The organism is Paenibacillus terreus (genome assembly GCF_042138595.1).
In the GTDB taxonomy this organism is placed as follows: Bacteria; Bacillota; Bacilli; order Paenibacillales; family Paenibacillaceae; genus Paenibacillus; species Paenibacillus terreus.
Map to the genome: position 1 here is coordinate 149728 of NZ_JBHIRX010000011.1, position 26222 is coordinate 175949.

The 26222-nt window shown below is 49.5% G+C and carries 26 protein-coding genes; 2 read left to right on the forward strand and 24 right to left on the reverse strand.

Annotated elements, in window-relative coordinates:
• Window position 1 precedes the first annotated feature (1 nt).
• The 3 genes from ACE5KN_RS19775 to ACE5KN_RS19785 form a co-directional block, all read right to left on the reverse strand.
• Complete coding sequence (locus tag ACE5KN_RS19775) at window positions 2-793, reverse strand: ABC transporter ATP-binding protein (RefSeq protein WP_375524260.1); 792 nt, start codon at window positions 791-793, stop codon at window positions 2-4.
• A 284-nt stretch (window positions 794-1077) separates the two neighbouring features.
• A complete protein-coding gene (locus ACE5KN_RS19780; protein WP_375524259.1) occupies window positions 1078-2136 on the reverse strand; it encodes a FecCD family ABC transporter permease in 1059 nt (352 codons plus the stop codon).
• Entirely contained in the window at window positions 2133-3137 is a 1005-nt protein-coding gene (locus ACE5KN_RS19785; RefSeq protein WP_375524258.1) for a FecCD family ABC transporter permease, read from the reverse strand. The genes ACE5KN_RS19780 and ACE5KN_RS19785 overlap by 4 nt, the downstream gene beginning before the upstream one ends.
• Window positions 3138-3320: 183 nt before the next feature.
• On the opposite strand from ACE5KN_RS19785, the gene ACE5KN_RS19790 reads away from it, so the two are divergent.
• The gene (locus ACE5KN_RS19790) at window positions 3321-4271 is read left to right on the forward strand and encodes an ABC transporter substrate-binding protein (protein WP_375524257.1); all 951 of its coding nucleotides are present in this window, start codon (window positions 3321-3323) and stop codon (window positions 4269-4271) included.
• Window positions 4272-4485: 214 nt separating this feature from the next.
• Here the strand turns inward: ACE5KN_RS19790 and ACE5KN_RS19795 are convergent, their stop codons facing one another.
• The 10 genes from ACE5KN_RS19795 to ACE5KN_RS19840 form a co-directional block, all read right to left on the reverse strand.
• Window positions 4486-5241 (reverse strand): nucleoside 2-deoxyribosyltransferase, encoded by a 756-nt coding sequence (locus ACE5KN_RS19795; RefSeq protein ID WP_375524256.1) that lies wholly within the window; start codon window positions 5239-5241, stop codon window positions 4486-4488.
• A gap of 31 nt (window positions 5242-5272) precedes the next feature.
• Window positions 5273-6217, reverse strand: a complete 945-nt coding sequence (locus ACE5KN_RS19800; protein WP_375524255.1) for a nucleoside hydrolase — start codon at window positions 6215-6217, stop codon at window positions 5273-5275.
• Between the two features lie 48 nt (window positions 6218-6265).
• Window positions 6266-7627: an amidohydrolase family protein gene (locus ACE5KN_RS19805; protein ID WP_375533138.1), complete on the reverse strand. Its 1362-nt coding sequence runs from the start codon at window positions 7625-7627 to the stop codon at window positions 6266-6268.
• Window positions 7628-7656: 29 nt separating this feature from the next.
• The gene (locus tag ACE5KN_RS19810; protein ID WP_375524253.1) at window positions 7657-8508 is read right to left on the reverse strand and encodes a carbohydrate ABC transporter permease; all 852 of its coding nucleotides are present in this window, start codon (window positions 8506-8508) and stop codon (window positions 7657-7659) included.
• Window positions 8509-8549: 41 nt separating this feature from the next.
• A complete protein-coding gene (locus ACE5KN_RS19815; RefSeq protein WP_375524252.1) occupies window positions 8550-9830 on the reverse strand; it encodes an ABC transporter substrate-binding protein in 1281 nt (426 codons plus the stop codon).
• Window positions 9831-9861: 31 nt separating this feature from the next.
• A complete protein-coding gene (locus ACE5KN_RS19820) occupies window positions 9862-10836 on the reverse strand; it encodes a carbohydrate ABC transporter permease (RefSeq protein WP_375524251.1) in 975 nt (324 codons plus the stop codon).
• Between the two features lie 40 nt (window positions 10837-10876).
• Window positions 10877-11677 carry an IclR family transcriptional regulator gene (locus ACE5KN_RS19825; protein WP_375524250.1) on the reverse strand — a complete coding sequence of 267 codons (801 nt, stop codon included), beginning with the start codon at window positions 11675-11677 and terminating at the stop codon, window positions 10877-10879.
• A 414-nt stretch (window positions 11678-12091) separates the two neighbouring features.
• On the reverse strand, window positions 12092-12937 hold the full coding sequence (locus tag ACE5KN_RS19830; protein ID WP_375524249.1) for a polysaccharide deacetylase family protein: 846 nt from the start codon (window positions 12935-12937) through the stop codon (window positions 12092-12094).
• A gap of 211 nt (window positions 12938-13148) precedes the next feature.
• A complete protein-coding gene (locus ACE5KN_RS19835) occupies window positions 13149-13943 on the reverse strand; it encodes a TrmH family RNA methyltransferase (RefSeq protein ID WP_375524248.1) in 795 nt (264 codons plus the stop codon).
• Window positions 13944-13968: 25 nt separating this feature from the next.
• Complete coding sequence (locus ACE5KN_RS19840; protein WP_375524247.1) at window positions 13969-14637, reverse strand: potassium channel family protein; 669 nt, start codon at window positions 14635-14637, stop codon at window positions 13969-13971.
• A 170-nt stretch (window positions 14638-14807) separates the two neighbouring features.
• Between ACE5KN_RS19840 and ACE5KN_RS19845 the strand changes: the two genes are divergently transcribed.
• Window positions 14808-15041, forward strand: a complete 234-nt coding sequence (locus ACE5KN_RS19845; RefSeq protein WP_375524424.1) for a small acid-soluble spore protein SspI — start codon at window positions 14808-14810, stop codon at window positions 15039-15041.
• An 89-nt stretch (window positions 15042-15130) separates the two neighbouring features.
• Here ACE5KN_RS19845 and ACE5KN_RS19850 read toward each other — a convergent pair whose 3' ends face one another.
• From ACE5KN_RS19850 to ACE5KN_RS19900, 11 genes are all read right to left on the reverse strand, one after another.
• Window positions 15131-16714: a peptide chain release factor 3 gene (locus ACE5KN_RS19850; protein WP_375524246.1), complete on the reverse strand. Its 1584-nt coding sequence runs from the start codon at window positions 16712-16714 to the stop codon at window positions 15131-15133.
• Window positions 16715-16954: 240 nt separating this feature from the next.
• Window positions 16955-18511, reverse strand: coding sequence for a glucose-6-phosphate dehydrogenase (gene zwf, locus ACE5KN_RS19855; protein WP_375524245.1), 1557 nt, complete (start codon window positions 18509-18511; stop codon window positions 16955-16957).
• Between the two features lie 165 nt (window positions 18512-18676).
• Entirely contained in the window at window positions 18677-19333 is a 657-nt protein-coding gene (locus tag ACE5KN_RS19860) for a response regulator transcription factor (protein ID WP_375524244.1), read from the reverse strand.
• Window positions 19326-20390 carry a sensor histidine kinase gene (locus tag ACE5KN_RS19865; RefSeq protein ID WP_375524243.1) on the reverse strand — a complete coding sequence of 355 codons (1065 nt, stop codon included), beginning with the start codon at window positions 20388-20390 and terminating at the stop codon, window positions 19326-19328. The genes ACE5KN_RS19860 and ACE5KN_RS19865 overlap by 8 nt, the downstream gene beginning before the upstream one ends.
• Before the next feature lie 18 nt (window positions 20391-20408).
• On the reverse strand, window positions 20409-21059 hold the full coding sequence (liaF, locus tag ACE5KN_RS19870; protein ID WP_375524242.1) for a cell wall-active antibiotics response protein LiaF: 651 nt from the start codon (window positions 21057-21059) through the stop codon (window positions 20409-20411).
• Between the two features lie 148 nt (window positions 21060-21207).
• The gene (locus ACE5KN_RS19875) at window positions 21208-21900 is read right to left on the reverse strand and encodes a PspA/IM30 family protein (RefSeq protein ID WP_375524241.1); all 693 of its coding nucleotides are present in this window, start codon (window positions 21898-21900) and stop codon (window positions 21208-21210) included.
• Window positions 21900-22361: a PspC domain-containing protein gene (locus ACE5KN_RS19880; RefSeq protein ID WP_375524240.1), complete on the reverse strand. Its 462-nt coding sequence runs from the start codon at window positions 22359-22361 to the stop codon at window positions 21900-21902. Before ACE5KN_RS19880 ends, ACE5KN_RS19875 begins: the two co-directional genes overlap by 1 nt.
• A gap of 6 nt (window positions 22362-22367) precedes the next feature.
• On the reverse strand, window positions 22368-23039 hold the full coding sequence (locus ACE5KN_RS19885; protein ID WP_375524239.1) for a PspA/IM30 family protein: 672 nt from the start codon (window positions 23037-23039) through the stop codon (window positions 22368-22370).
• Between the two features lie 23 nt (window positions 23040-23062).
• A complete protein-coding gene (locus ACE5KN_RS19890; RefSeq protein ID WP_375524238.1) occupies window positions 23063-23371 on the reverse strand; it encodes a hypothetical protein in 309 nt (102 codons plus the stop codon).
• 208 nt (window positions 23372-23579) lie between these two features.
• Window positions 23580-23936, reverse strand: a complete 357-nt coding sequence (locus ACE5KN_RS19895) for a MurR/RpiR family transcriptional regulator (RefSeq protein ID WP_375524237.1) — start codon at window positions 23934-23936, stop codon at window positions 23580-23582.
• Between the two features lie 110 nt (window positions 23937-24046).
• Window positions 24047-26005 (reverse strand): carbohydrate-binding protein, encoded by a 1959-nt coding sequence (locus ACE5KN_RS19900; RefSeq protein WP_375524236.1) that lies wholly within the window; start codon window positions 26003-26005, stop codon window positions 24047-24049.
• Window positions 26006-26222 lie beyond the last annotated feature (217 nt).

Consider the following 26222-nt stretch of genomic DNA (forward strand, 5'->3'; position numbering starts at 1 on the left):
CTTACAGGTGTCGGCCCTTGCCATAAGGAATGCAAAGCGGTGTACCGGATATCGGGTCACTAAGAACCTCACACTCTAATCGGAAGACGTTGCGTACAAGCTCCTTATTAACGATCTCTTCCGGTTTCCCTTGGTCATACACCTTGCGGTCATGAACAGCTATGATATGATGCGCATAACGGCAAGCCAAATTCAAATCATGCAATACCATGACAATGGTTCGCTGATCGTTCTTATTTAGTTCAAACAGTAAATCCAGAATTTCGATCTGATGGGTCATATCCAGGTATGTGGTCGGTTCATCCAACAAGATAATATCCGTATCCTGTGCCAAAGTCATCGCAATCCAGGCTCTTTGCCGCTGGCCGCCGGACAGGGACTCCAAAAGCCTGTCAGCCAGGTCCGTCATGGCCGTAGCCTCAAGCGCTCTCCGGACACTCTCCTCGTCCTTTTCAGACCACTGCTTCAACCATGTCTGGTACGGATAACGCCCCTGCTTCACAAGCTGCAGGACTGTCAGACCCTCCGGAGCCGTTGGACCTTGCGGTAAAATCGCAAGCTGCTTGGCCACTTCTTTGGTCGATTGTGACTCAATTGCATTCCCGTTAAGAAAAACTTTACCCGAAGCAGGCTTTAATAGCCGCGCTAACGAACGGAGCAGCGTGGATTTTCCACACCCGTTTCCTCCGATGAGCACAGTGATTTTTCCTTTTGGAATGGTCAGTTCCAATTCATCAATAATAATGGAGCCACCGTATGACAATGTCAGATCCTTCGTTTCTAAAACATGCATAGCTTCCCCGCCCTCTACTCTTACTCTTTATAAGGTTGTTCAAAAAGTCATCTTTTGATCACGAAGTAATTCAGGAAGCGGACTCGACATCGAATCTTGAATTCAGCCGGGCCTAAGCGGATGCTTCCGAAGCATGTTTCCTGCGGAAACATTTCAGGTGCCACGTACCCCAAGTACGCTCCGCTCCTCAGTCCCTAGCTTCATCCAACTCAAGCGTTTTGAAAAAACGCACTTCGGAAGCATAAGGCTTCGGTGCTGAAAACCTGACTTTTTGAATACGCATTTTATGAGTTTCTGCTTTTAAACAGCAAGTAAATAAAATATGGAGCACCAATTGCAGCTGTAAAAACCCCCGTCGGTATTTCCAAAGGTGAAAACAGTGTCCTGCCGATTATATCTGCAGCCATGACGAGCAAAGCACCAATCAACGCCGCTGCGGGAATAAGCGCACCGTAAGCTGAACCAACAAGCTTACGCGCGATATGAGGTGCAATTAAGCCGACAAAACCAATTCCGCCTGCAAACGCCACCGCCCCTCCCACCAAAGCAGTACAAAGCAGCAGCAGATAGAGCCTCTGACGCCCGACATTGCTCCCCAGTCCGGTGGCAAGGGAATCTCCCAGCTGCTGTACATTTAACTTGCGTGCAGCAATCCAGGTCACCAGACTAATGACCGTGATCCAGGGAGCCAGTACGGCAATATCCGACCAATTCGTTCCATTGACTGTACCAATGAGCCAAATATTCGCTTGACTGGCTGTGTGTATAGGGCTAAGAATCATAAAAAATGTCGTGACTGCCTGCATCAGTGCGGCAATGCCAATTCCGATCAGCACCAGCCGCAGGGGCACCACCTCTCCATGCTTATAAGAGAGCAGATAAACGATAAAGGCAGTTAATGTCGCCCCTATAAACGCACCGAGCGGCAGCCACTCAATACTGATCAGCAATGATCCGGTATCCCGATCGCTGAATAAAGCCAGGAACAAGACTACGGCAGCGCCTGCCCCCCCTGTTACTCCAATAATTTCCGGTGAAGCCAGCGGATTGCGCACAAGGCCCTGCAGAATACTGCCTGCTGTAGCCAGACCAATACCAACGAACAACGCCATTAAAATGCGGGGAAGCCGAATGGATGTAACAACGAGCCTTTCCATATCATCTCCTCTGCCGAAAATAGCCTGGAGAACTCGAATAGGAGAAATACTCATATCCCCCATTCCCGTACTTAGCAACAAAAGAACGAATGTTAAAATGAGCAAGCATAACGAAGTCAGAAGTGCCTTCTGATTCAGCAATAATGAAACCCCGGAACCGATTCGTAGAGCTATCTGCTTTTTCATTTTGTCAGCACTCCTCTACGAGCAATATAAATAAAAAACGGCGTTCCAATCACGGCTGTCATTACACCGACAGGAACCTCCTGCGGCATCAATATAAACCTCGCCCCTATATCGGCTGCCAGCAGCAATATTGCACCAAATACCCCGCTGTAAGGAATAACCCATCTATAATCTGTGCCAACAAATGCACGGGCAACATGCGGGATAATGATACCCACAAAGCCAATCGGTCCGGCGATGGCGACTGAGCTTCCGGCTAACAGCACAACGATCAGCACCAGTACCCCTTTTACAAGCTGCGTACGCTGACCTAGTCCCCTTGACACATCATCACCGAGCAGTAAAAGATTTATTTTTCCAGCCATCAGCATCGATCCAAGCCAGGCGATGATCAGATAAGGAAGCACATGGATTAACGTTTCCAATTTACGTCCCTGCACAGAGCCCGCCAGCCAGAACAATACCTCGTCAAGCGCCGTCTCATTTAAGGTAAGAAGTCCTTGCGTCAATGATGAAAACACAGCTCCGATGGCCACACCGGCAAGCGTCAATTTAATAGGGGTAAGTCCTTCCTTGCCAATAGAAGCGATCATGAATACCAGTGATGCGGCAAAAGCCGCGCCAAGGAAGGCGAGCCAGGAAAACACCTGAAGCGAATGAACCGAGAACACGACTACAGCACAAACAATAAAAAAAGACGCTCCAGCGTTAATTCCCAATATCCCGGCAGAGGCGAGCGGATTTTTGGTCAATGCCTGCAATATTGCCCCTGCCATGGCAAGGCTTGCCCCTACGGCTGCTGCGATCAGAGCGCGTGGTATGCGGACATTCTGAACAATAATATGTTCGTTTGAACCATTAAATTTTGTAAAAGAGTCTATGACCATCCTTGGATTTGTATCTACATAGCCATAGATGACACTTGCCGCCAGGCAACATATAAGTAAAAAGCCAAATAGTATTAATCCTGCCGTTTTCTTTGGTGTGGTTTGAAAAATCATGTTTATGTACCCTTCCTGCTCATTATGTTTAGTCTAGTAAAATTGAGATCATAGTCAATGAGAATTTTTATCAATAAACAATTGACAGTTCTACTCTTCGAATTATATCATTCTTTTTGTAATTGAAAATCATTATCAGCGATGGGGGTTACATCATTGAAGAGGGTTTCTTGGGGTCTACTTATGCTGGTTCTAACCTTTTCCCTGCTACTAAGCGCTTGTGGGACAACGGAAGAGCCAAAGAATGAAGCAGCAGCAACAAACGAAAAATACACGATAGAGCATGCGATGGGTAAGACAGAGATTACAGGAACGCCGCAGCGTGTAGTCGTGTTAACCAATGAAGGCACAGAAGCTCTGCTTGCCATGGGGGTAACTCCGGTTGGAGCCGTGAAATCATGGACCGGTAATCCATGGTACGAGCATATCCAGGATAAAATGAAGGATGCGAAGGTTGTTGGCACCGAATCCGAGGTAAACGTTGAGGCCATTGCTGCGTTACGGCCGGATCTGATTATCGGAACCAAAATGCGTCAGGAAAACATTTATGAGCAGCTGCAGGCGATTGCCCCTACCGTTTTCTCTGATACATTAAGGGGAGACTGGAAAGATAACTTCAAGTTATATGCAAAGGCTTTAAATAAAGAGCAAGAAGGCAGTAAAGTATTGGAGGATTATGATAAGCACGTAGCACAAGTGAAAGAAAAACTGGGTGACAAAGTAAATCAGGAAGTATCGGTCATTCGTTTCATGGCTGGAAAAACCCGAATTTATTATACAGATTCTTTCTCAGGTGTTATTTTGAACGAATTGGGATTTAAGCGTGCTGCCCAGCAAGAAGCGCTATTTACGGATGATAATAAACTGGGGAAACTTGCGATCGAGGTAGGGAAAGAAGTAATTCCTAAAATGGATGGGGATATCCTTTTTTACTTCACTTATGCTCCGGATGGAGATCAGGAAGCGCTGGCTACTGAATCAGAGTGGACAAACGATCCGCTTTGGAAAAATTTAAACGCCGTTAAAAATGGAACCGCCCATCAAGTTAGTGATGTCATTTGGAATACTGCCGGTGGCGTGCTTGCAGCCAATCAAATGCTGGACGAACTGGAGAAGATCGTTCTGAATGATTAAACGGAAAAGAGGGTGTCCCAAAATGAACTGCACCCCGTCAAGTAGACAGTACAAAAAATAAAAGATCGTTATTTTTTCAAATGCCGTAAATTTCTTTTTCTCCATAAAAATACTCCCCATACAGTAACAGGTCTTTATTTTTTCACCTGTCTACTATATGGGGAGCATATCTCTCAAAACAACATAAATTTGTATTCAGGGGCTCGTTATGCAGTCAGTTCCCGTAGTAGTCCTGCCGTGCCCGGACCAGACACTGCTCAAGCCATCCCGTTACAATAGTCATTGGGACAGAGAGCATCAGGTTCAGAGGAAGCCCGAAATCCTCAACATGCATTCCGTCAGAGCAGAGTCCGGTTCCGGGGTCGATAGAGCCGGCAAGCCTGTCCTTCATCGGCCGTCCGTCGGACGTATACCCGTACAGCTTCTTGCCAATCGCATAACCGAAGCCGCACTCGAAGACCGTACCCGAATCAGGCTCCGCTCCACGGAAGACATTCAGGTCGGCCATGATGATATCCGCCTCCCTGATCAGTCCTTCATTGGCATGAAAGATCATCGCCGCCGTATCCTTTTTTCCAAGATTATCATAGCTCTCCTTGTCCAGTGGGAACAAGCCTTCGAATCCGTAAGGGCCGCACGCCTCCCTCATGGCCCTGCCGTATTCTACAGCATCGGGCCGGAAAACATGAAATCCTGCCAAGTAGACCTTCGGCCTCGGAAACTGCCGCCATGTCAGCGCGTATGGCTCCAGCCCACGATCAAGAATGGCCCGCTGCGCCTCATCTTTGCTCTCGAACACATAGCTTACGATATCCCTACCACTGCCGCATTCACGGTATGCTGCACGGATACTTCCATCATATGGAGGCTTGAGATAATACTTGCGCCCCCCAAGAGTCCGCTCCCGGCATTTGGTCACAACACCGGCCAGCACAATATACAATTCCCTGTCCTTCTCCGCTTCTTTCAAACTCGCTGCACCTCTCTTTCGCTGATACGTTTCAATGCTGTCTCAGCACTGTAAATACCATATCGCGGAAAAGCTCGAGATCCGCCTCCAGGCAAACCTCGGCATTCGGCTCCTTCTTCAGGACGTTATTCTGGTCGACAAGGCTGTAGCCCTTGGTCAGCTCGCTCTTGTGCTCCACGTCGATGTAAAAGCGCTTAGAGCGGGCCATCACCCGGTTATCGATCGCCATTGCAACTGTGAGGGTGTCCGGATGGGAAATCCTGCGCTGCCCTCCCCGCTTCAATCCGAGTTCCATTCCGGTGCGCAGCACCTTCATATAAAAGCGGGAAAATTCGGTGTCCATTGCTTCAATGACCCGGAAGTGCTCCTCCACCATCACCGGATTTCGCTGGCATACATCCCAGCCGACCATCGTCAACTCAAAGCCCGCATGAACCACGATATGAGCCGCTTCGGGATCGACGAGGAAATTGAATTCAGCCGCCGGACTGTCGTTGCCCATGAAATTGTTCGCTCCTCCCATCACCCACAGATGCTTCAGCTTCTTGGTAATGGACGGGTCGAGCGAATAAGCAAGCGCCAGGTTCGTCAGCGGCGCCTGTGCAATCATCTCGATTTCGCCCGGATGCTCATTGATCAGTCGGACAATCGCTTGGGCTGCGTGCTCGTTCCGCGGCTTCAGGGAAGGCTCGGGAAAATTCGCTCCGCCCATGCCATCCGTGCCATGAATATGCTCAGCCGTAAACAGCTCCCGCATCAGCGGCTTGACTGCGCCAGGGTATACCGGCACATCCGGACGCTGCGCCATCTGCAGCGTTGTCAGCGCATTCCGCGTACAGAGGGGCAGCGGGACGTTCCCCGCTACTGTCGTGACAGCCTTCACTTCGACCCCTTGCCAGCGAAGAGCCAGAAGCAGAGCAGTGCAGTCGTCTCCGGCCGTATCAGTGTCGATCATAAGTACCTTCCGATTTTCCATACAGGGTCACTCCAATTATGAATGTATTCTTAACAGGCCATTGGCTTGTCAGATGCCCGCTCTAACCGCAATGTCAGGAAGCACTCTGCCGCTCTCATACAAAATTCTCTCTTCGTCCATCGTCAGGATTTGGCGGTCCTTCATGACCACCACGCCGTCAATGATCGAATCCTTGACATCGCTGCCGTTGACTGACTCGACAATCGTTGGAATCATTCGGTGGGTAGGTCGGATATGCGGTTGATCGATGTCGATCAGGATCAGATCTGCCTTTTTACCGATCTCGATCGAACCGGTCTCTCTCTCTATTTGCATCGCCGCCGCCCCGCCAATGGTCGCCATACGGATCAGTTCTTCTGCCGGGATGACAACCGGATCGAAAATCGGCAGCCCCCAGAAGGCATGAAGGCCTGAACGAAATACACGCATCTCATCGAAGAGGCTGAGGCTGGAGCCTGCCGCACCGTCGCTGCCCATGCCGATCGACAACCCATGCTGCATCAGGGTCGGTGTTTTGGGAAAGCCATGGCTGCCGAAATTGCTGCGCGGGCAGTGGACAACTTTAACGTCTCGCTCCTTCATAAGCGCGATTTCGCCCTCGGAAAGCACAACATTATGTGCTGCCAGCATATTCGGGCCAAGCGCGCCGAACTGATCGAATACCTCGGCCGGCCGTTTCTGATAGTGCTGGAGACAGAAGCTGACCTCATCGCGGTGCTCTGCCAGATGGACATGCAGGCCCGTGTTGTATTCCCTCGCTTTGTCTGCCATCAGGGTCATCAAAGCAGGTGTGCTTGTCATGACCTGTCTGAGGGCGAACCAAATCCGGATTCGCCCATCGCCGGCCCCGTTGTACGACTGGTACAGGTCCTCGATCAGAGCCGCCGCCGCTTCAGGCGAGGCGGCCTTCATCGAGTCCGGGATGAACGGCCCCATATCCATAGTGGAGCAGGTAATGACCGCCCGCAGCCCGGATTCGATCGTCGCCTCCGCTACCTTGTGCATATGGACACCGCCTGACTCGGCAAAGGAGGTTGTGCCTGATTTCAGCATTTCAAGACAGCTGACCTGTGCTCCAAGATAAGTGTCTTTTTCACTCAGACTGCTCTCGAACGGGACAAGGATCCGCGCCCACACCATCGGGTATTCGCCCAATGTGCGGCCTCTAAGAAATTGCTGGCATGTGTGTGTATGGGCGTCTGCAAGGCCTGGCATCAGCAGCTTTCCTTTGCCCTCAACAATCTCCTTTGCTTCGTATTTCCCCTGAAGCTCCTCCGCCTTGCCCATATCGATAATTCGTGTATCGCGGATAGCAACGGATTGGCCGTCCAGTATCGCGAATTGGGGTGTCATCAGACTGCAGTTTTTAATCAGAATATCGGCTTGTTCTCTCATAGCGATTCCTTTCATGGTTCAGAATGTGTTGAGCTAATGGCCGGTTACTTGACTCCACCTTCAGTCAGACCCTGCACGATATAACGCTGGAAGTACAATACCAGCAACAGCACTGGAATACAGGATATGACACCGGCGGGAAACATCAGCTCATACGCGATCCGGTCCTGGCCGATAAATTCCGAAATGCGCGATGGCAGCGTCCTTGTGCCCGAGTCGGTCAGTACCGAGGCCAGCAGAAACTCGTTCCAGGCTCCGATAAAAACGAATACGCCGGTTGCGGTAAGGCCGGTCGCCGACAGCGGCAGCATAATCCGAAAGATCGACTGAAGCCGGGTACACCCGTCAATGCGGGATGCCTCCTCGATTTCATGAGGGAGTGATTGCAGGAACGAGTAATACATCCAAACGACATAAGGCAGCGAAAAGGTGATATAAGCCAGAATAAGTCCAGTGTAGCTGTACAACAGACCCGTCACGCGCATCAGCACGAAGAGCGGAATGAGCAGCGCCATCTGCGGCAGCATTTGTGATCCCAGAATCGTCAGAAACAGCGTCTTTCTTCCGGGGAATTGAAGTCTTGCGAATACATAGGAAGCAAAAATACCGAAGCAGAGAGAAAGCAGCGTCGTAAAGCCTGCCACAATCAAACTGTTCCATACCGCGTCCAGAAACGAAGCGTTCTGAAACAGGTTGACGTAATACTTGAGGGTGAACTGCTCCGGAATGACGATAGGCGGACGGGAGAGCAGGTCAACCGGCCTTTTCACGCTGGACAGAAGCAGCCACAGAAACGGAAACAGCACATACAGCATCAGACTGATGGATATCACTCTTACCAGCACGCTTTTGATCAGACGGCGCGGCTTCCATTTCGAAGCAAAGCTGCGATTCATTGTTTTTCCCTCCCTCATATTGCGGATTGATCTGAAAATAATTATTTCCCCAGCAGCTGCAGAACCTCCGCTTCCGCCGCCTTCAGCGCCTCCTCCGGCGTTTCCCTGCCATTCACGGCTGCCGTAATATGCTTTGATACCGCGTCCGAAATCATAGCCGCCTGCTCATGCTTGAACATGCCGTATGGATACTGCATTTGCTCGGCAACCGAGGCGAAATGCGGATTCTTCTCCTGCACCTCGGCATCCTGCAGAGCCACCGTATCGACAGGAATACGGCCGAGATTGATCGCCATCGCCTTTTCCTGATCGGTCGAGGTGACGAATTTGATGTATTCCATCGCCTCTTTCTTGTGCTGTGAGCCGGCGGGAATGGCCAAACCGGCGGTTTCAGCATAGGAGGACGTCTTCAGCTCTGCTCCGGGAATCATAGCAACCCCGACCTTTCCCGCGATTTTCGACGTTTCCGAGTTATTGGCCATCGGATAGGTGTGTGGAGCATTCATCATCATGGCAATGCTTCCCTGCGTAAAAGCGTCGGCGAGCGGAGCAGTGCTATCGTATTGAACGGACTGGGGACTGATGATCTGATCCTGCAGGTTCATATCAGCCATGAACTGCAGGGCTCTGACCCCCTCCGGACTGTTAAAGGTCGGCGCATCCTTTTCATAATCCCAGAACTCGCCGCCTTCCGCTCTCAAGTGAACAATGAAGGGCGTGTAGGAGAACTTTTCGGCCCATGGCTCCGCATAAGGCGTGATGCCCGCGGCCTTCAGTTTTTTCGCATCCTCGGCAAATTCGTCCCACGTCGCCGGAGGAGCTTCGACGCCAGCTTGAGCCAACAGCTCTTTATTGTAATAAAACTGCCATGGCCACAGGTAGCGCGGAAATCCGTAAAGCTTGCCGTCATCCTTCAACGGCTCTAAATATTGAGCAGGGATGTTGCTCTTCATATCTTCAGTGATCATGTCATCCAGCGGGGTGAGAAATCCTTTGGGGGCAAATTCCGCCACAAAATCGTCCCGGACATGCACAACATCATACTCGGTGCTTCCACCGGCAAATGCCGTCGCCAGCTTGTCATGCTGCTCCGTAAAATTGACAACTTCATAGTTCACCTTGATACCGGTCGCTTTTTCAAACTCCTTAGCCTGATCCTTCCAGAACTGGTCTCCAATGTAGAGAACCGTAATTTCCCCTTTATCCCCCTCCCCTGCTCCGGCAGCCTCATTACTTCCGCCGCCGCAGCCGGAAACGACCATAACCAGCGCCATTGCGGCCATCGCTAATACTCTTCTCGAAATTCCCCAGATTTTCGTCATCAATTCATCCCTCCAAGAGCTTTCATTTTGCTTATTTCTCAACCTTGAGCGTCTTCATATACAAAAGAGTGAATACCAGAGTCAAAAGCGTAATGCAGTAGCTGATGGCGGCTCCATAGCCGAGATTGAAATTACGGAAGGCTTGTTCGTAGGCGAATACATTGAGCGTCATCGTGCTGTCCTGGGGACCGCCTTTGGTCAGCAGCCAGATCAGATCGAACACACGGAGCGTCCACATCGTTTCAATGACAAGCAGCACCATAATAACGGGTTTAATGTGAGGCAAAATAATGTGAAAAAAAGCGGTGAGCGAGCCGCCGCCGTCCACCTTGGAGGCTTCGTGCAGCTCTTTGGGAATGGATTGCATGGCTGCCAGCATTAGCAGCGCAACGTAAGGAACGCTTTTCCAGATATCTGCAAACAAAATTGCCGGCATGGCCGTATGCTCATCGACCAGCCACATTTTATACTCATTGATAAAACCGAGCTTCAGCAGCATTTCATTAAAAATGCCGTAATCGCCGCTGTACATCCATTGCCACATCAGGGAATTTACTACATTGGAAAGAGCCCACGGAATGAGGAAGAGCCGCTTGAAGAATCCGGCGCCCCATACGCCGAAATAAATCGTCAGTGAAATACCGAAGGCAATAGCGAGGGTGGCTGCCACCTTGACGACGGTGAAGAGCATCGTGTTCGACATCACGGCCGGAAACCTGGCATCACGCAGCAGCTGAGCATAATTGCCCAACCCGACGAAATCATACACCATGCTCCCCTGTGCAAAGGAGACCTTGGTAAAAGAAATGAACAGAGCATAAAGCATCGGTACAACCACCGTAAGAAAAATCAGTGTCAATGTGGGCATCAGGTACATGTATGCCGTTGACGTATCGGATAACCTGTCCAGCCTGTACAGCAGACCACCTTTCCTGCCGCTGCCATCCCGCTCCACCTTTTCTTGAACACGTGAGAACAACATTGAAAACAGGTTAACCTTCTCCATAGTTTCCTCCCTTCTTTCTGCTGCACGGCAATCGTACCGGCTAAATACCAGCGGTCCGGGCTTCAAACACCCATTTGGAGCCTAAATTGCGGGAAATGGCTTCTGCTGCCGCGCCGCAGGCAGAGTGACACCGTTCCATCTTGCTCTCCATCCGGAATTCAGGACCCAGTACGGCGATCGAGGCGATCACTTGCTCCTCATGATTTCTCACGGGAAAAGCAATGCCCACCGATCCCATATCCACCTCCTGAAAGGTCCAGCTGTACCCTTGCCCCCTAATTTTTGCGAGCGACTCCCTCAGCCTGTCCGGATCGGTATCTGTGAAAGGAGAGAAAGCGCTGAGACCCGCACGGATAATCGCTTCTCTTTCTTCCTCAGGCAGATAGGCCAGCAACAGCTTGGTCGGCGCCCCCGCATACAGTGGAACCCGCTTGCCGAGCTGAGACGTCGATTTGATGGATTCGTGGCTTTCGAACTTCTCGACGCACACTCCGGCCTGCCCGTCCACCACCGTCAGCAGCACCGTTTCCCCCGTCTGCTCAGCCAGCGTCTTGAGCGGATATTGAGCGATGGTCCTGAGATTCATCCCCCGCGCGACAACCATTCCAAGTTCGAACAGCTTGAGCCCAAGGGAGTATTTTTTGGTAACCGGATTTTGCGAGACATACCCCCTTCCCTCCAATGTCGACAGCATGCGGTGAACCACGCTTTTGTAAAGTCCCAGTTCTTCGCTTAATTCGGTAACTCCCCACTCCGGCTTGGCGTCTGTAAAGCATTCCAGCAGCAATAACATCCGGTGGGCTGTTTCCAGCTTCGCCTTCGGTTTTGCATCGGCAGACATTTAGCACTCACCCTTTCTTAAAGTTGTTCTTATTTCGGGAACATCGTTCTTTTTTATTAGCAAAAAAAATTATTGACAGTTAGATGTAATAAAAATGAATGCAAATGGAAAGTTTCTTGCCATATCATATCTTGATTACAGCCTATTATAGCAGTATCAAACTTTATTTCAATCCCTTTTATCTAAAATTCGTTTATTTGTGTAAGGTATTATGACGTAAGCATAAAAGCTGCATTCGCTTTTGTTTCTTCTTCCAGTTTTCGATAACCCACAGAATATGTATGCCCACTTTATGTCCATCGAAGAGCCTATTGCTTTTGCCAGGAAAGCGGCAGAGGCCAATGCTGTTTTTAAATAAAGGCAAGAAAGACAAAACAGACCCCAAATTGAATCCGGGATCTGTTCAAAGCGTGATCACATCAAGCGCTGTCGAGCGCGAATTTCCCGCCAAGTGATCAAGCGAATATCTTCTTCCCGCAATAGGCTTCTAACCTCCTCGTCGCGAAACACGTCATATTCGAATCGGCGAATCTGCCATGTATCCGTGATTGCTTTTAATTCTCCGGTGTCCAGTGAAGGATGAAAAACCAGCTCGGTCAGGCCGGGCTTTAACGTCTTAATGGCGCGAATTACAGCTTCTTTTGTAAAAGCATATGAGACCTCCATCCCGGCAGACGGCGGTGAAAAGGGAAGCATCTCAAAGTGATCAAGAATCAGCACTCCCTTCTTCTCCGCAAGCTTCACCAGCTCTTTATGCCGGGGATGCTGTGAGAAAAGGCCGCTATACTTGGCATATCGCAGCGGGAGCTGATATGCCTCGCACAGATCCAGCAGAATTTCAGTGACATGGTACATCGAGCCCATGTGGTTGTCCATGTGGGTAATATCTACCCCCATCCGCTGGGCGAGTTCAATTTGTGCAACCGCTTCTTCTCTCATCTCCTCAGGAGCGGCATTGGAGACAACCGTACTTGTATCTGCCGGAAAATATCCGAACTCATCCGTCAACGTTGATAACTGGCTGTTGAGCGGGCCCCATTTGTAATGCTCCCATTCACTTGTAAATGTAAGATGAATTCCCACATCCGCATTCGGGTTCTGTTTTACGAAATTGACAGCCTCCAGCGCCCAGGGACAAGTCACCATGAGGCTTGTCGAAGTAATGGCACTTTGTGCCAGCAGCATACCTATAGCATGATTCGTCGCATGACACATGCCGAAATCATCGGCGTTAATAATTAATAAACGCTCGTTGGACATTCTTGATCCTCCTCGCAAACGAAAAATTAAAACTATTCTATGCTGCATCTAAATTCTCTTCCCTCTTATACTCTATTTGGCGCGGCAAATGAAAAAAGACTGAAGCAAGCATCGAGCAGAACGCTGAGCCTTTTCCAGTCTTTTGTCTTGATAAAAAGCCTATTTTTATCCCCCAGGACATTTTTTTTGCACAATTACACAAGAATTATTTTTAGTTAAAAAGACGCTGCCGCATGGCCTCGAACAGCAGCACCGTTGCCGCCATAGCGGCGTTCAGGGATTCGGCCTGCCCGGCCATCGGAATCAGAATGCTGTCATCCACCATAGCTGCAACAGCATCGGAAACGCCCTGTCCCTCATTCCCGATCACCAGCCATACGGACTGCCTGAAATTATATGTATAACAGGAATCGCTCGCCTGCAGGGACGTGCTGACTACGCGGGCCCCTGCGGATTTGGCCCCTGCCAGTGCCTGTGTCAGCTCAGCCTCCACAACGGGCAAATGAAACATCGACCCCATCGTGGAGCGTATCGTCTTTGGGTTATACAGATCCGCACAGCCGTGGCCCAGCACTACTCCAGTTGCCCCCGCTGCATCTGCGCTGCGGATAATCGTGCCGACATTGCCCGGGTCCTGCACTCCGTCCAGCACAATCACCAGGCCGTTCTGCTGATGAAGAAGCTCGTCCGCCGGACGACTTTCCTTACGTACAACTGCAAATACGGACTGAGGCGTCTTCGTTTCCGTACATTTTGCAATCACCGCCGCGGAGACGGCTGCCCATTCGGGCTGACGATCAGGCAGCTGTGTATAACTGCCTAGCTCGTGTGGGACGCCCTTTTCCATATCATACGCCACACATTCCACGTCAGCCCCTGACCGGAGTGCCTCCTGTACCAGATGCACACCCTCAACGATATATTTTCCCTGCCGTGTCCGATGCTTCTTCTCCAACAGCTGCGCCCACTCTTTCACAAGCGGGTTGTTCGGGGAAATCAGTTCCATGCTTGCTTCATCCGTTCCTTGTTATTCATGGCTGATCGGCAAAAGCCTGCTCCAGCTTGTTCAGATTATCTTTGTGCCCCACTACAATAAGAACATCACCTGCAGCCAAACGTTCATCAGGGCTCGGGGAAATGTTCATTTCCTGTCCCCTGCGAATGCCCATCACGTTGCATCCATAGCGTGCCCGGATATCCAGCTCTTTGAGGTTCTTGCCTAGCATGGCTTTGGGCGCTCTCATATCAAAAATGCTGTAATCCTTCGACAGCTCAATATAATCCAAAATATTCGGCGAAGTCAGGTGATGCGCTACTCGCAGACCCATATCCCGTTCCGGATAAACTACCTTGTCAGCTCCTATTTTTTGCAGCACCTTGCCGTGCAATTCATTCTTGGCTTTTACAATCAGCACCGGAACACCCATATCCTTCAAAATCAGTGTCGTTAAAATGCTTGCTTGTATATCTTCACCGATGGCGACCACCACAACATCAAAATTGCGGATGCCAAGCGCTCGCAGCGCCTCTTCATCAGTGGAATCAGCCGTCACGGCATGGGTCACCATTTCGGCAACCTCCTGGGTACGTTGTTCGTTGGAATCGATGGCCAGTACATCGTATCCCATTTCACCGAGGGCATTGGCCACACTGGAACCGAAACGTCCCATTCCAATGACCGCGTACTGTTTTTTAGCCATGTCTTATCCTCCCGAAAATGTCACATTTCTACCGTCCTAGTATAGCATAACAAGACCTGTGGAATCATCAGCACGGACTTGACAATCCTGTACATACATACTTGGGGCAGCCTCAGGGAAAGCTGAATATGGATTCATTTAAATCAGATCATCTCAGGAGGGACTACATGATGCCCATCACGCTTGATTTACGCCAAGCCATTGTTCACAAGGTGCATGGAGAATCGGAAGAAGACCTGAGGCATATGATCGAAGGCTCCATCCACGGGCCGGAAGCAGCCCTTCCCGGGCTTGGAGCCGTATTTGAAATGATCTGGCCCAACCTGGATCAAAGCCGGCAGAATGAAATGGTCCATATTCTGCATGAGCATTTGAAGCAGGTAACCCCGCAGCCTTTAAGATGAATCCCCACAAGAAAGCCGGAGTCTGCAGCCATTACAGACTCCGGCTTTTTCCGGTAGTTAAAGCGTGTCTGGTCCCCCGCAACAGCGCATTATGGCGCCGTCTCCAGGAACTTCGCAGTTGGATTTTTCTCCATTGCCGTTCTCATCGCGTATTCATTTTCGAACAGCACGACATAGTTGCCCTTCTTGTCTTTGACAAGCGTGGAGTTAATGCGGAATTTGCTTGGATCGATATTATCGTCTATGATCCAGCGGGCAAACTGATATGGCATTCTTTGCAGTTGAACGTCCACTCCATATTCGCCTTTCATCCGGTATTCAAACACTTCAAACTGCAGCTGACCGACAACCCCCAATAGCGTATCATCAAAGCTAACAGTGTTAAACACCTGAATGGTGCCTTCTTCCGTCAGTTGATCGATCCCTTTCTGATACTGCTTATGTTTCAGTGCATTTTTTACCGTTACCTTGGCAAAGATTTCAGGAGAAAAGGTCGGCAGCTCATCGAACACAATCTCACTTGCCTGACTCAGGGAATCCCCGATGCGGAAGATGCCCGGATCGAACAAACCGATGATATCCCCCGGAAATGCTTCCTGCACAATATCCCGGTCCTGTGCCAGAAACTGCTGCGGCTGCGACAGCTTGATCTCTTTCCCAGCCCGCACATGCTTGACGCTCATACCGCGCTGGAATTTGCCAGAAACAATACGCAGAAAGGCGATCCGGTCACGGTGCGCCGGGTTCATATTAGCCTGGATCTTGAAAATGTAACCGCTGAACTTCTCATCCGTAGGCTCAATCAGGCCGGCAGTGCTCTTGCGAGGCTCCGGTTTTGGCGCAAGCTTCAGGAAATTTTCCAGGAACGTCTGTACCCCAAAATTGTTAATAGCGCTGCCGAAAAACACCGGTGTCAGCTCACCACGCTGTACCTTTTCCATATCAAATGGATCGCCCGCCACATCCAGCAGCTCAAGATCCTGGCAAAGCTGGTCATGCAGAAACTCGCCGGCCATCTCCCGGATGACCGGGTCATTGTAATCTTCAACCTTCTGCACTTGAATGGTGGAGTGATCGTCTCCCTGGAACAGTTCCACCTGATTCAGCGTACGGTCATATACACCGCACAGGTCACGTCCTGTTCCAATGGGCCAGTTCATCGGCACAGAGCGGATGCCAAGCACCTGCTCCAGCTCTTCCATCAGATCGAACGGGCTTCTTCCTTCCCGGTCAAGCTTGTTAATGAATGTAAAGATTGGAATACCCCGTTTGGCACAGACCTGGAACAGCTTGATCGTCTGCGCCTCCACACCTTTGGCCACGTCAATCAGCATCACGGCGCTGTCCGCAGCCGTCAAAGTACGGTATGTGTCTTCACTGAAGTCCTGGTGACCGGGCGTATCCAAAATGTTAATGCGGTGGCCTTTATAATCAAACTGCATCACTGAGGAGGTTACCGAGATTCCACGCTGCTTCTCGATTTCCATCCAGTCACTGGTGGCATGCTTGCTGGCTTTACGTGCTTTGACCGTGCCTGCTTCACGGATCGCTCCACCGAAGAGGAGCAGCTTCTCCGTCAAAGTTGTTTTCCCCGCGTCGGGGTGGGATATAATCGCAAAAGTACGACGCTTGTCGACCTCTTGCTGAAGCTGGTTATCCATTGTTTTGCTCATTTCACATTTCCCTTCGTCGCATAAGTGCTTTCGCTATTGCAATATATTCAAAACCAGGACGTTCTCATCCGCTTTCAAACCATCAAATCGGCATCCAAACAACCCTCGCTTATTTATGAAATCATTATGCTATTATAGCATATTCTGAACGCAAATCATCCCCATCCGCCAAAAGACGAATGAGGATGCAGCTTCGAACTATATTGCGCTTCAGGTATGACTTAGGTGCGTCTGATCGCCTTATTCGCGCCCGCCGACCTTCCACACGACATTGTCTTCCTCCTGGCCGTTGACCGGCCACCATTTGAAGCCATCCTGCACAATCAACCGTTTTGCCCCCTCCGGTCCCCAGGTTCCGGCAGGGTAGGTCTCCAGCGAGTCAGGTGTTTCCTCCCATGCCTTGGCGATCCGGTCAATAAAAGCCCAAGCCGTGGACACTTCATCCCAGCGGGTGAAGTAGGTCGAATCCCCCTCAACGGCATCCTGCAGCAGACGTTCATAAGCTTCGGGTGAATTAATTCCCACCATGCAGCTTTGACAAAAATCCATGGCCAGCGGCTCAATTTCCGTTTCGGAGCCAGGCTTCTTCGCATTGATCTTTACGTAAATGCCTTCCATCGGATTCACGCGAATGACCAGCAAATTAGGCTCCAGTTTATACTTTTTGCCCAGATATACGTTATTAGGCATGCTTCTGAATTCCACTACGACTTCTGTAGTCTTTACCGGCAGACGCTTTCCTGTACGAATATAGAACGGAACCCCCGCCCAGCGGAAATTGTCCACGAATACACGTGCGGCAAAATACGTCTCGGTATTGGATTCAGGATTCACCTTATCCTCCTGGCGGTAACCAGGAAGCTCCTTGCCCCGGTAAGTGCCGGCCGTATACTGCCCCCGGACCACGTTTTGCTTGACATCTTCATTGGAGGCAAACGGACGAAGGGAACGGAGCACCTTCACCTTCTCATCCCGGATATCCTCCGGAAGCAGGCGGCTAGGCGGTTCCATGGCGATCATGGTCAGCATCTGCAGCATATGGTTTTGTCCCATGTCGCGCAGCGCCCCTGAATGATCATAATACTCACCGCGTTCCTCTACACCGACCGTTTCCCCAAGCGTAATCTGTACATTGGCGATATATTTGTTATTCCATAATGGTTCGAAAAATGCGTTCGCAAAACGAATGACCTCAATATTCTGCACCATCTCTTTGCCGAGATAATGGTCAATCCGGTAAATTTCCTCCTCGGCAAACACCTCGCGGATCTCCTGATTCAAACGCTCTGCCGACTCCAGATCATAACCAAACGGCTTCTCAATGACGAGACGGTTCCAGCCGTTCCCTTCGAGCATGCCGCCTTCTTTCAAACTATTCGACACATTTCCGAACAGCTCGGGTGCTAACGCAAGGTAAAACAGACGGTTGCCTTGGATGCCAAATTTGGTCTCAATCGCTTCCGTTTGCTGTCGAAGCTCATGAAAACCCTCCACATTGTTGATATCCAGCGATTTGTATTCAAAATGGGAGGCGAATCTGTCCCAATCACCGCTGTCCGCCACTTTATAACGGCAAAATTCCTGAACTGAATCATATAAATCATTATGAAATTCCTCCGGTGATCGCTGACGGCGGGCCACACCGATCACAGCAAAATCTTCTTTCAGCTTGCCTTCCCGGTATAGACTGTAGATTGCAGGGTAAAGCTTGCGGCGGGCCAAATCGCCTGTCGCCCCGAAAATGAAAAACACTGCCCCTGGAGTTTGCATTTCATTCATCATTTGATTTTCAGCCATAGCACCCATTCTTTCTTTGAAAGTTTTGTGGTCATTGACTAAAAGCCCTAGCTATCTATCTTCTATTTTACCCAATCTTTGGAGGTTCAACCAACAAGAGATTCTGCGAAAAAAAGCCGCCGGACCTCAGAACAATATACTGTGGGTCCGGCGGCTGATTTTATTTTACTCGGCCAAGCCGTTCTTGTAAGCGTAAATGGCTGCCTGTGTGCGGTCCTCGACCCCAAGCTTCGCAAGCAGGTTGGTCACGTGGAACTTCACTGTTTTAATGCCAATGATCAGTTCATCCGCAATATCCTGATTGGATTTGCCCTGGGCAAGCAGGCGCAGCACCTCCATCTCTCTCTCGGTCAAGTCGGCGTGAGCAGGCGCCTCCGCTTGAGGCCTGCGGAATCTGTCCATCATTTTGGAGGCCACCTGGGATTCCAGTACGGATTGTCCCCGGGCAGCTGCGCGAATGGCATCGGCGATTTCTGCGGCGCGTGACGTTTTGAGCAGATAGCTGAAGGCACCCGCTTCAATGACCGGATACATTTTTTCATCATCCAGATAACTTGTAAGCACAATGACCTTGCATTGCGGTTGCTGCTTCAGCACCTGGCGGGTCGCCTCGATGCCATCCATTCCATCCATGACCAGATCCATGAGTATCACGTCCGGCTGATATTCAGCCGCAAGCCGAATGCCTTCCTCCCCGCTGCCCGCTTCCCCAACGACTTCAATCCCGTCCTCCGTACCGAGCACCGCTGCCAGGCCGATTCGCACCATTTCATGGTCATCCACCAGCAGCACTTTGATTGGATTGTCCGTACCGTTATCCATCGCTCTCGTTCCTCCCGCTTTCTTCGTTCATGACGGGAACCGAAATTTCAATGCGTGTTCCCTTCCCCGGTGCCGTTATATATTGAATCGCTCCGCCAATCTCGTTGATTCGCTCCTGCATGGTGGATAATCCGTAAGAAGCCTGCTTTTTGTCATCAAGCTCGAAGCCGACCCCGTTATCACGGATCATGACGCGAAGCAGCTCTGAACGCTGCTGTATACGGATTTCCATCCTCGTCGCCTTGGCATGGCGAAGCGTGTTTGACATGGCCTCCTGAATGATGCGGAACAAATGATTTTCAACACCCTTGACGAGACGGATTCCGCTGTCCATCTCAAAATCAATCTCCATCGGCACTTTCACCTGCAGCTCGTTGACCAGCTCCCTGATCCCCTGCTCCAGGTTCTTGCCTTCCAGGTAGACTGGTCTCAGATGCAGCAGCAGCGCTCTCATCTCCGACTGGGCCACCGCGGACATTTCCTCGATAAGAGCCACCTGGCGCTGAGCTTTGGCAAAATCTTTCTCCAGCGTCCTGCCCACAGCCGTAGCAGTCATGGAAATGGCGAAGAGCTGCTGTGAAACCGCATCATGCAGCTCCCTTGCCAGCCTCTGTCTTTCTTCTACTATAGCAGATATTCGGGCCTGTTCAGCAAGCTGTGCATTATTTGTGGATAAACGCTGCAGCGAGGAGACCTGCTCCTCCCACTTTCTTCCGATTCGGCCCAACTGCTCGCCGAGCCTGCCAATTTCATCTGACCCAAGCTCAGGCAGCTCTCTGGATGGGGTGCCCTTCTCCCACATCAGCAGCGTTTCACGCATCAGCTCCAGCCTTCTTTTCACCCGGTAGCTTTGATAAAATCCGAAGGTCGCACCCAGCCCCAACAGCAGAAATAATAAAGCAGCCCCGAACTGCACGCCCGCTCTCCACTCGGAGATGGGCTTTATATACCCATATGTATTGGCCATGTACAGGAAGACAGCCCCCACAACAAGAGACAGGAGGATGCCTTCACCCATATTGCGCGTGACCATATTGGATGTTTTACGATCATTCATATTCGGCTCCTCCTGTTCCTATATAAATTTAAAGCGTATGTCTCCTGCCACATAAGACACGATAAATTTAACCTTATATTCACTCTCCGCATAATTCGGAGACTTCCATACCAAACGGTTCAGCACGCCCACATCCATATCGCGGCCGAGCTGAATTTGTCCGAACACCACAACGGCCTCAACCTCAACCCCATAATATTCAGGAATCCAGAAATCAATATCTCCCAGAATTCCCTGCATGTAAAAAACCGTCTCCCGTTCCTCTGGCAAGGCAAGCGAAAGATCCGCGTCCATCTCGCCCAGAACATGCCATATGCTTGCATTACGAAGAGTCCAGGGCACTTCATCCCATTTATAGTTGGACATGAAATTTTGCTTGAACATCGCCGTGCCGCGCGGCTGTATCTTGCGGGATCTATAATAGAAAATCCCAAGCGAAATCAGGGTAATGCCGATGAACAAAAATAAATTGTCCAGCACGAGCAGCACACCGCCAATCGCAGCCAGCATATATCCTTTTTTGAGACGGTCTTTTTGCATTTTATATACGCCTGCAAAGATCAGGATCAGTGCGACGATGGTGAAAAAGCCTATAAATTGATGAAACAGCGCAAGCAGACCAATGATGATCAACACCCAGCCAGCCAGAGCCGTTTTCCTCCTCTCCATGCCGCACCCTCCTTTCTTTCAGGTAGGAAAAGCCATAACAGCGTTCATAAGAAACGGCCGCATGGCTTCTCCTGATCATATGGAACGGTCTTCAGAGCTCATTCCATATAGCATATCATATTGTTAAACTGTCGAGTAGGTCTTCTTATTAAGCCTTTGGTTTGTCACTGCTCTTTTGCAGCTTGCTTTTTAACTGCTCGAGCTGCTCTTCCACCTTCAGCTGCTTCTCGGTATCCGCCGGATTCACATATTGACCCGCTCCGGATTGATACGGCGCCCGCAATACATCAGCTTCCGCTTCCATCTGCATGATTTTTTCCTCCATACGATGGAAGCCGAGAGATGCGCTGCCGCTCTCGATGGTATGCACGCTGCTGATTTGCGACATTTGCTTTTTGGCTTTGGCCATTTGGGCACGGGATACTAGCTCGTTGCGCTTGTTGCGCATTTTGTAAAACTCATCCTTCATGTCATGCAGCTGTTGAACAAGGGATTTTACCTGCTCCGAAGATTGGGCATGAAGCTCCCGGTATTCGTCCTTCTTTTGTTCAAAGTAAATTTTCTCTTCCAGCAGCTTGCGTGCTACTTCTTCCTGGCCGTTGCGAAGGGCAGCTTCCGCCTGCTTCTCGCGATCACTAGCTCCACGCTCCGCTTCTTCCAGACGCTGCTTCATGCGGCGCTCATTTGCCATTTGCTTGGCTACGGTCACTTCAGCTTCATGGATTTCGCTCTCCATGTCACGCAGGTATTGATTCAGCATCACTATCGGATCTTCCACTTTATCCAGCACGTCGTTGATCGAAGCTCTCGTCATATCCTTCATTCTTTTAAAGATTCCCATTATTTACGTTCTCCCTTCTCTAAATCCGCAATTTTTTTACGAAGTTCCGCTAATTCCTTTTTCATGGCTTTCTTTTCGATATCTTCCATCATGGAGTCCAGATCGCTGCCTTTGTTGCCAAAAGAAGCTTGCTGACCATATCCGTTATTGAAGCTTTGACCTGGACCTGGACCGTAATTTTGGTGATGGTCCTTGCCATATGGCCCTCCGTACGGCCCGCTGCCATAACTTTGCTGAAACGAGCCGCCTGGATGCCCATAACCGTTATGCGGCGGATAAGGCTCTTTAGGAATTACGAGTGCAGCGATAAAATAAATGAGAATCGTCGCTCCGCCGGTAAAAGGAATGCTGATCAGCAGCAAAATCCTGATCCAGGTGGAATCGATGCCAATGACATCGGACAACCCGCCGCTCACTCCCGTGATCATTCTGTCCCGGCTTGACCGGTATAACTTGGTCATCTGCGTCTACTCCTTTCTTTCGTTATTCAGCTTCTGCTTTAGTCTTGCCAGCTCCTGATCCAAAATGGAGCCATTGGTTTGCCGGCTGTCGGCATACCCGGCCTCGGAACGGCGCAGCTCCCGCAGACTGTAGGTCTCTGCTTCGATATCTGCAACCTTGTCTTCCAGGCGGTCAAACATCCGGGGAAGATTTCTTCCGCCGTATGTACCCGCGCGCTCATTCATTTGACGCTGCAGACTCAACGTTTCCATACGTGCTACGTAGTATTGTCTTTTGCTGTATACCGTTTGATACTCTGTCTTCAGCTCCTCCAGCTGATATTCAAGCTCCCGGAGAGATCCTCTGCTCTGTTCCCAAAGCTCTGTATACTGCTGGGCTTTCTCTTCGTACAGCATTTTCTCTTGCAAGGCCAGCTTGGCGACATGGTCCTCGCCTGCTTTCAATGCAAGCAGAGCTTGTTCTTCCCTTTTGTTCTGCATGGCCAAGGCTTGATCCATCTGCAGCTTCATTTGTCTTGTGTGTACTGAATACTGCTGCTGCAGCTTCTCTGCTTCCGCAATATCCCTCCGTGTGGAGGAAAGAAACTGGTCAATCATTCGAACGGGGTCCTGGCTTTGCTCCAACGCGTCGTTGAAGGTGGCCACCGTAATATCCCGCATGCGCCGAAATACACTCATTTGCTATGCTCCCTTCCTAACATTTAATATCTGCGTCCACGGCCTCTCAAGAGCGCAATTCCGAAAATGATAAGCCCGATTGCAAGTAGCGGGCCGATCAGCCAGGACAGCTTGCCCATAAGGATCAGCAGACCCAGGATCATAATGACCCAGCCTATCACTGTATTGCCGCTTCTGACTCCGTAGTACCCAAGCACGATCATAGCGATCGGGATCAGATAACCTATAATCTCATGCACCAGAAAACCGAATGCCGGGATCAGGTTGAGCAGAATTAAAGCACCTACTACGATAAGCAGGATGGCCAATCCTTTGTTTCTATCCATTCTCATTGATTGCTCACCGCCTTTCGTTGTCTCTCTCTTATGTCTTTATTCTATACGTGTCCCCTCTTTGTTAAAACGGACCGCGGGCGGTTTTTAAACCTAGCCTTAGGTCTGGGTATACTCTGGACTGTACAGTTGCCGAAGTTCAAACCAAATGAAAGCAGAAACGGCAGATTATCTTCTAAAAAAAATAAGCAACCATTCCCCGATGATCTTATTGGGAAACAGTTGCTTCAATTGAACCTTCAAAGTAAGAACATGACGCCATGCACGTCAGCTTCAGCATTTGACCGGGCAGGTCTTCCCCGTCCACCTTGTTGATCAGGTTTTGGATTTTGTATGCGGGCGTAATGTCGGGATTGTCGGCCAGCATCTGCTTGAATTCCTTGAAGTTCTTGTAGCCAATCACCCGCCAGAAGCGGGAGATGGAGGCAATACTGACGCGAACTTGATCCGCCATCTCCTGTTCGGTCAAATAAGCGATGCGGTTCGTGTTCTTTTCGATAAAATTGGCGATTTTCTGCTGGTTTTTGGAAAGCTTGTCCAGATCCCAATCGAAGTGTTGATTCACAAGTGCTGTCTCCTTTTGGCAAGCCGAATACCTCCGGCAAAGTGGTGAGGCATATCATTTGATATACCCCTTTATCCATCTTATTGCAATTAAATCAAACAATTTCCATTCTATTTGAACTGGAACCAAGTTAAATTTGCAACTGTGGTTGAATCTGACTTAACAAAAGTAACATATACCGTATGGGTTCCTACAGCTGTCCCGGCATTAAGCGGGATATTCTTGACTGACCATGTCTGCCATCCGCCTGTGCTTTCTGCCGTCCAATAACCCAGCATAGTGCCTGTAGGACTGTCCAAGTGGAATTCTATCCTTCCGCCGGAATTAGCGGATGCAACCTTCAAATCAATACTTGTTTTAGCTGTACTACCAAAGTCTACATTTTTAAATGCTATATAGTCGCCATTACTCCCTCCACCAACATCCAGCCCACCATCAGTGCTTGCCTCATAGGATATAACACCTGAACTAAGGTTATAACCTTCCGCTTCAAATTTCAATGTGTTGAATTTGGGAGCTGCAGCATAGCTGTTAGTATCTGTTATTTTCAATTCTGCGAGTGTAGTTGCCGCAACTCCACCGACGCGAACATTGTTTAATGTAACTCCGGAGACAGTAGATGTGTCACTCCAACCCTTCATTATTGAAACTTCACCTAAAGCGCGTAAATTGATATTATTATAGACCACATTTTTTATCGGACCGGTTTTTGCAGAAAGATCAAACCACCTGGAGTGAACACCGGATCTTGGCCAGAAGCCTTCTACATCTATATTGTCAAATATGATGTTTTGTGCTGCTGGAGTCCCATAAAGATGACCTACCGCTAAAGCGCGCCAGCATCTGTATACATAAGAGTTTTTAACAACTATGCCATCCTGAAGCTGTTTCACTCCATCTCCAACCTTGAATGCTCCACATCTGCTCCAAGCCAAAGCATCATCCACAACTACATTTGACTGGTTTTCAGGACTTCCCGGCCAGTTTGCAGCTATATCCGTAGTTGCTACATCCCATGTCTTAAATGAGTATGTGTCATCCTCCGATACTGCTACCGTGTGCTTTATGAGTACATTCTGGCTCTCTTGAATGTCTATTGCATCATTTTCATAATCAAGTTCATTGTTGTTGAAGTGCTTTGTATTCTGGAATGTTACGTTATTAGATCTTGTAACGATTGTAGCCCAGCCACCGCTGTCTCTTATGGTTATGCCGTCAACCGTGAAGTTGCTGCACTGCAAGGGTACAAGAATATTGTTCAAATAATTGTTTGTATTTCTCATGTAATGGCCATTGCCGTCAATAGTCCCCCTGCCGTATATCTTAATATTGTTTGCATTGGTTTCGGTATAAATAAACCATGTTCCATCCTTATTCAGAGAATTCTTATGGAAATGGGTGGTGTAATCGCTTGGATTTCCTGAACCCCTTATAACAGAACCACCCTCCAGATAAACCGAAACATTGCTTTTTAAAACAAGGTTTCCGCTCTTGTACACTCCGGCTGGAACGTATACGATACCGCCACCTGCTGCGTTAGCCGCATTGATGGCGTTTTGTATTGCAGTTGTAGCCAAAGTGGCACCGGTACTGTCGGCACCGTATTGAGTTTTAACATTGTATATCCCTGTACCGGATGAAGCCGGAACATTGGTTTCAAGAGCATCTGCCGCAATAACCAGATCTTTCAGGTTATTGATTTTAACGATAAGATAGGTTGGTGATGAAAGTGTAAATGTAAGTGTATTTCCGCTCTTTGTTGCAGTGATTCCCAAAGCTTTGGGAGAAATATTATAGGTATTGATTGGCTCGCTTGCTGTTATTGTGATTGTAGTAGTACCTGAAAAAGAGAAATTACAATAATTATAGTTTACAAATACCGCCGAAGTGTCGATTACCGGTATATTGGTAGAGTCTGCTGTTACCGTGTATTGACTGGTCGTGGTATAGATCGACGGTAATGGATAGCTTACAATTGTACCCGCCGCACTTGCTGTCAAAGGAACGACAGCTACAAGACTGGCGAGCATACAAACAATTAAACTTAAAAACTTTAACCGTTTTAACATAAATAAACACCTCTTTCATATTTTTAGAAAATACTCTGTCATCAGTGAATAATGATTTCACCAGTGATGCTCTATTACTCTTTTCATAAAGTCGACATATTCCTGTTCAGCTTCGGAAGTGGCAGAGTAATACTAACCTTTTCTGCATCAGCAAAGTTTCCTTTTAAAGTATAGCCCCGGTTTTGTTGCACCTTGTGCAGGATTTCTGCGTTCGTCG

What these genes read in the sequence shown, in the direction of transcription:
- ACE5KN_RS19785 (WP_375524258.1), bottom strand. Translation starts at nt 3,137, where the DNA reads ATGATTTTTCAAACCACACCAAAGAAAACGGCAGGATTAATACTATTT.
- ACE5KN_RS19865 (WP_375524243.1), bottom strand. Translation starts at nt 20,390, where the DNA reads ATGAATGATCGTAAAACATCCAATATGGTCACGCGCAATATGGGTGAA.
- ACE5KN_RS19815 (WP_375524252.1), bottom strand. Translation starts at nt 9,830, where the DNA reads ATGACGAAAATCTGGGGAATTTCGAGAAGAGTATTAGCGATGGCCGCA.
- ACE5KN_RS19800 (WP_375524255.1), bottom strand. Translation starts at nt 6,217, where the DNA reads ATGGAAAATCGGAAGGTACTTATGATCGACACTGATACGGCCGGAGAC.
- ACE5KN_RS19885 (WP_375524239.1), bottom strand. Translation starts at nt 23,039, where the DNA reads ATGAGTGTATTTCGGCGCATGCGGGATATTACGGTGGCCACCTTCAAC.
- ACE5KN_RS19845 (WP_375524424.1), top strand. Translation starts at nt 14,808, where the DNA reads ATGCCCATCACGCTTGATTTACGCCAAGCCATTGTTCACAAGGTGCAT.
- ACE5KN_RS19875 (WP_375524241.1), bottom strand. Translation starts at nt 21,900, where the DNA reads ATGGGAATCTTTAAAAGAATGAAGGATATGACGAGAGCTTCGATCAAC.
- ACE5KN_RS19825 (WP_375524250.1), bottom strand. Translation starts at nt 11,677, where the DNA reads ATGTCTGCCGATGCAAAACCGAAGGCGAAGCTGGAAACAGCCCACCGG.
- ACE5KN_RS19775 (WP_375524260.1), bottom strand. Translation starts at nt 793, where the DNA reads ATGCATGTTTTAGAAACGAAGGATCTGACATTGTCATACGGTGGCTCC.
- ACE5KN_RS19830 (WP_375524249.1), bottom strand. Translation starts at nt 12,937, where the DNA reads ATGTCCAACGAGCGTTTATTAATTATTAACGCCGATGATTTCGGCATG.
- ACE5KN_RS19790 (WP_375524257.1), top strand. Translation starts at nt 3,321, where the DNA reads ATGCTGGTTCTAACCTTTTCCCTGCTACTAAGCGCTTGTGGGACAACG.
- liaF (WP_375524242.1), bottom strand. Translation starts at nt 21,059, where the DNA reads ATGGAGAGGAGGAAAACGGCTCTGGCTGGCTGGGTGTTGATCATCATT.
- ACE5KN_RS19780 (WP_375524259.1), bottom strand. Translation starts at nt 2,136, where the DNA reads ATGAAAAAGCAGATAGCTCTACGAATCGGTTCCGGGGTTTCATTATTG.
- ACE5KN_RS19850 (WP_375524246.1), bottom strand. Translation starts at nt 16,714, where the DNA reads ATGAGCAAAACAATGGATAACCAGCTTCAGCAAGAGGTCGACAAGCGT.
- ACE5KN_RS19835 (WP_375524248.1), bottom strand. Translation starts at nt 13,943, where the DNA reads ATGGAACTGATTTCCCCGAACAACCCGCTTGTGAAAGAGTGGGCGCAG.
- ACE5KN_RS19820 (WP_375524251.1), bottom strand. Translation starts at nt 10,836, where the DNA reads ATGGAGAAGGTTAACCTGTTTTCAATGTTGTTCTCACGTGTTCAAGAA.
- ACE5KN_RS19840 (WP_375524247.1), bottom strand. Translation starts at nt 14,637, where the DNA reads ATGGCTAAAAAACAGTACGCGGTCATTGGAATGGGACGTTTCGGTTCC.
- ACE5KN_RS19900 (WP_375524236.1), bottom strand. Translation starts at nt 26,005, where the DNA reads ATGTTAAAACGGTTAAAGTTTTTAAGTTTAATTGTTTGTATGCTCGCC.
- ACE5KN_RS19805 (WP_375533138.1), bottom strand. Translation starts at nt 7,627, where the DNA reads ATGAAAGGAATCGCTATGAGAGAACAAGCCGATATTCTGATTAAAAAC.
- ACE5KN_RS19890 (WP_375524238.1), bottom strand. Translation starts at nt 23,371, where the DNA reads ATGAGAATGGATAGAAACAAAGGATTGGCCATCCTGCTTATCGTAGTA.
- zwf (WP_375524245.1), bottom strand. Translation starts at nt 18,511, where the DNA reads ATGGCTGAAAATCAAATGATGAATGAAATGCAAACTCCAGGGGCAGTG.
- ACE5KN_RS19880 (WP_375524240.1), bottom strand. Translation starts at nt 22,361, where the DNA reads ATGACCAAGTTATACCGGTCAAGCCGGGACAGAATGATCACGGGAGTG.
- ACE5KN_RS19860 (WP_375524244.1), bottom strand. Translation starts at nt 19,333, where the DNA reads ATGGATAACGGTACGGACAATCCAATCAAAGTGCTGCTGGTGGATGAC.
- ACE5KN_RS19810 (WP_375524253.1), bottom strand. Translation starts at nt 8,508, where the DNA reads ATGAATCGCAGCTTTGCTTCGAAATGGAAGCCGCGCCGTCTGATCAAA.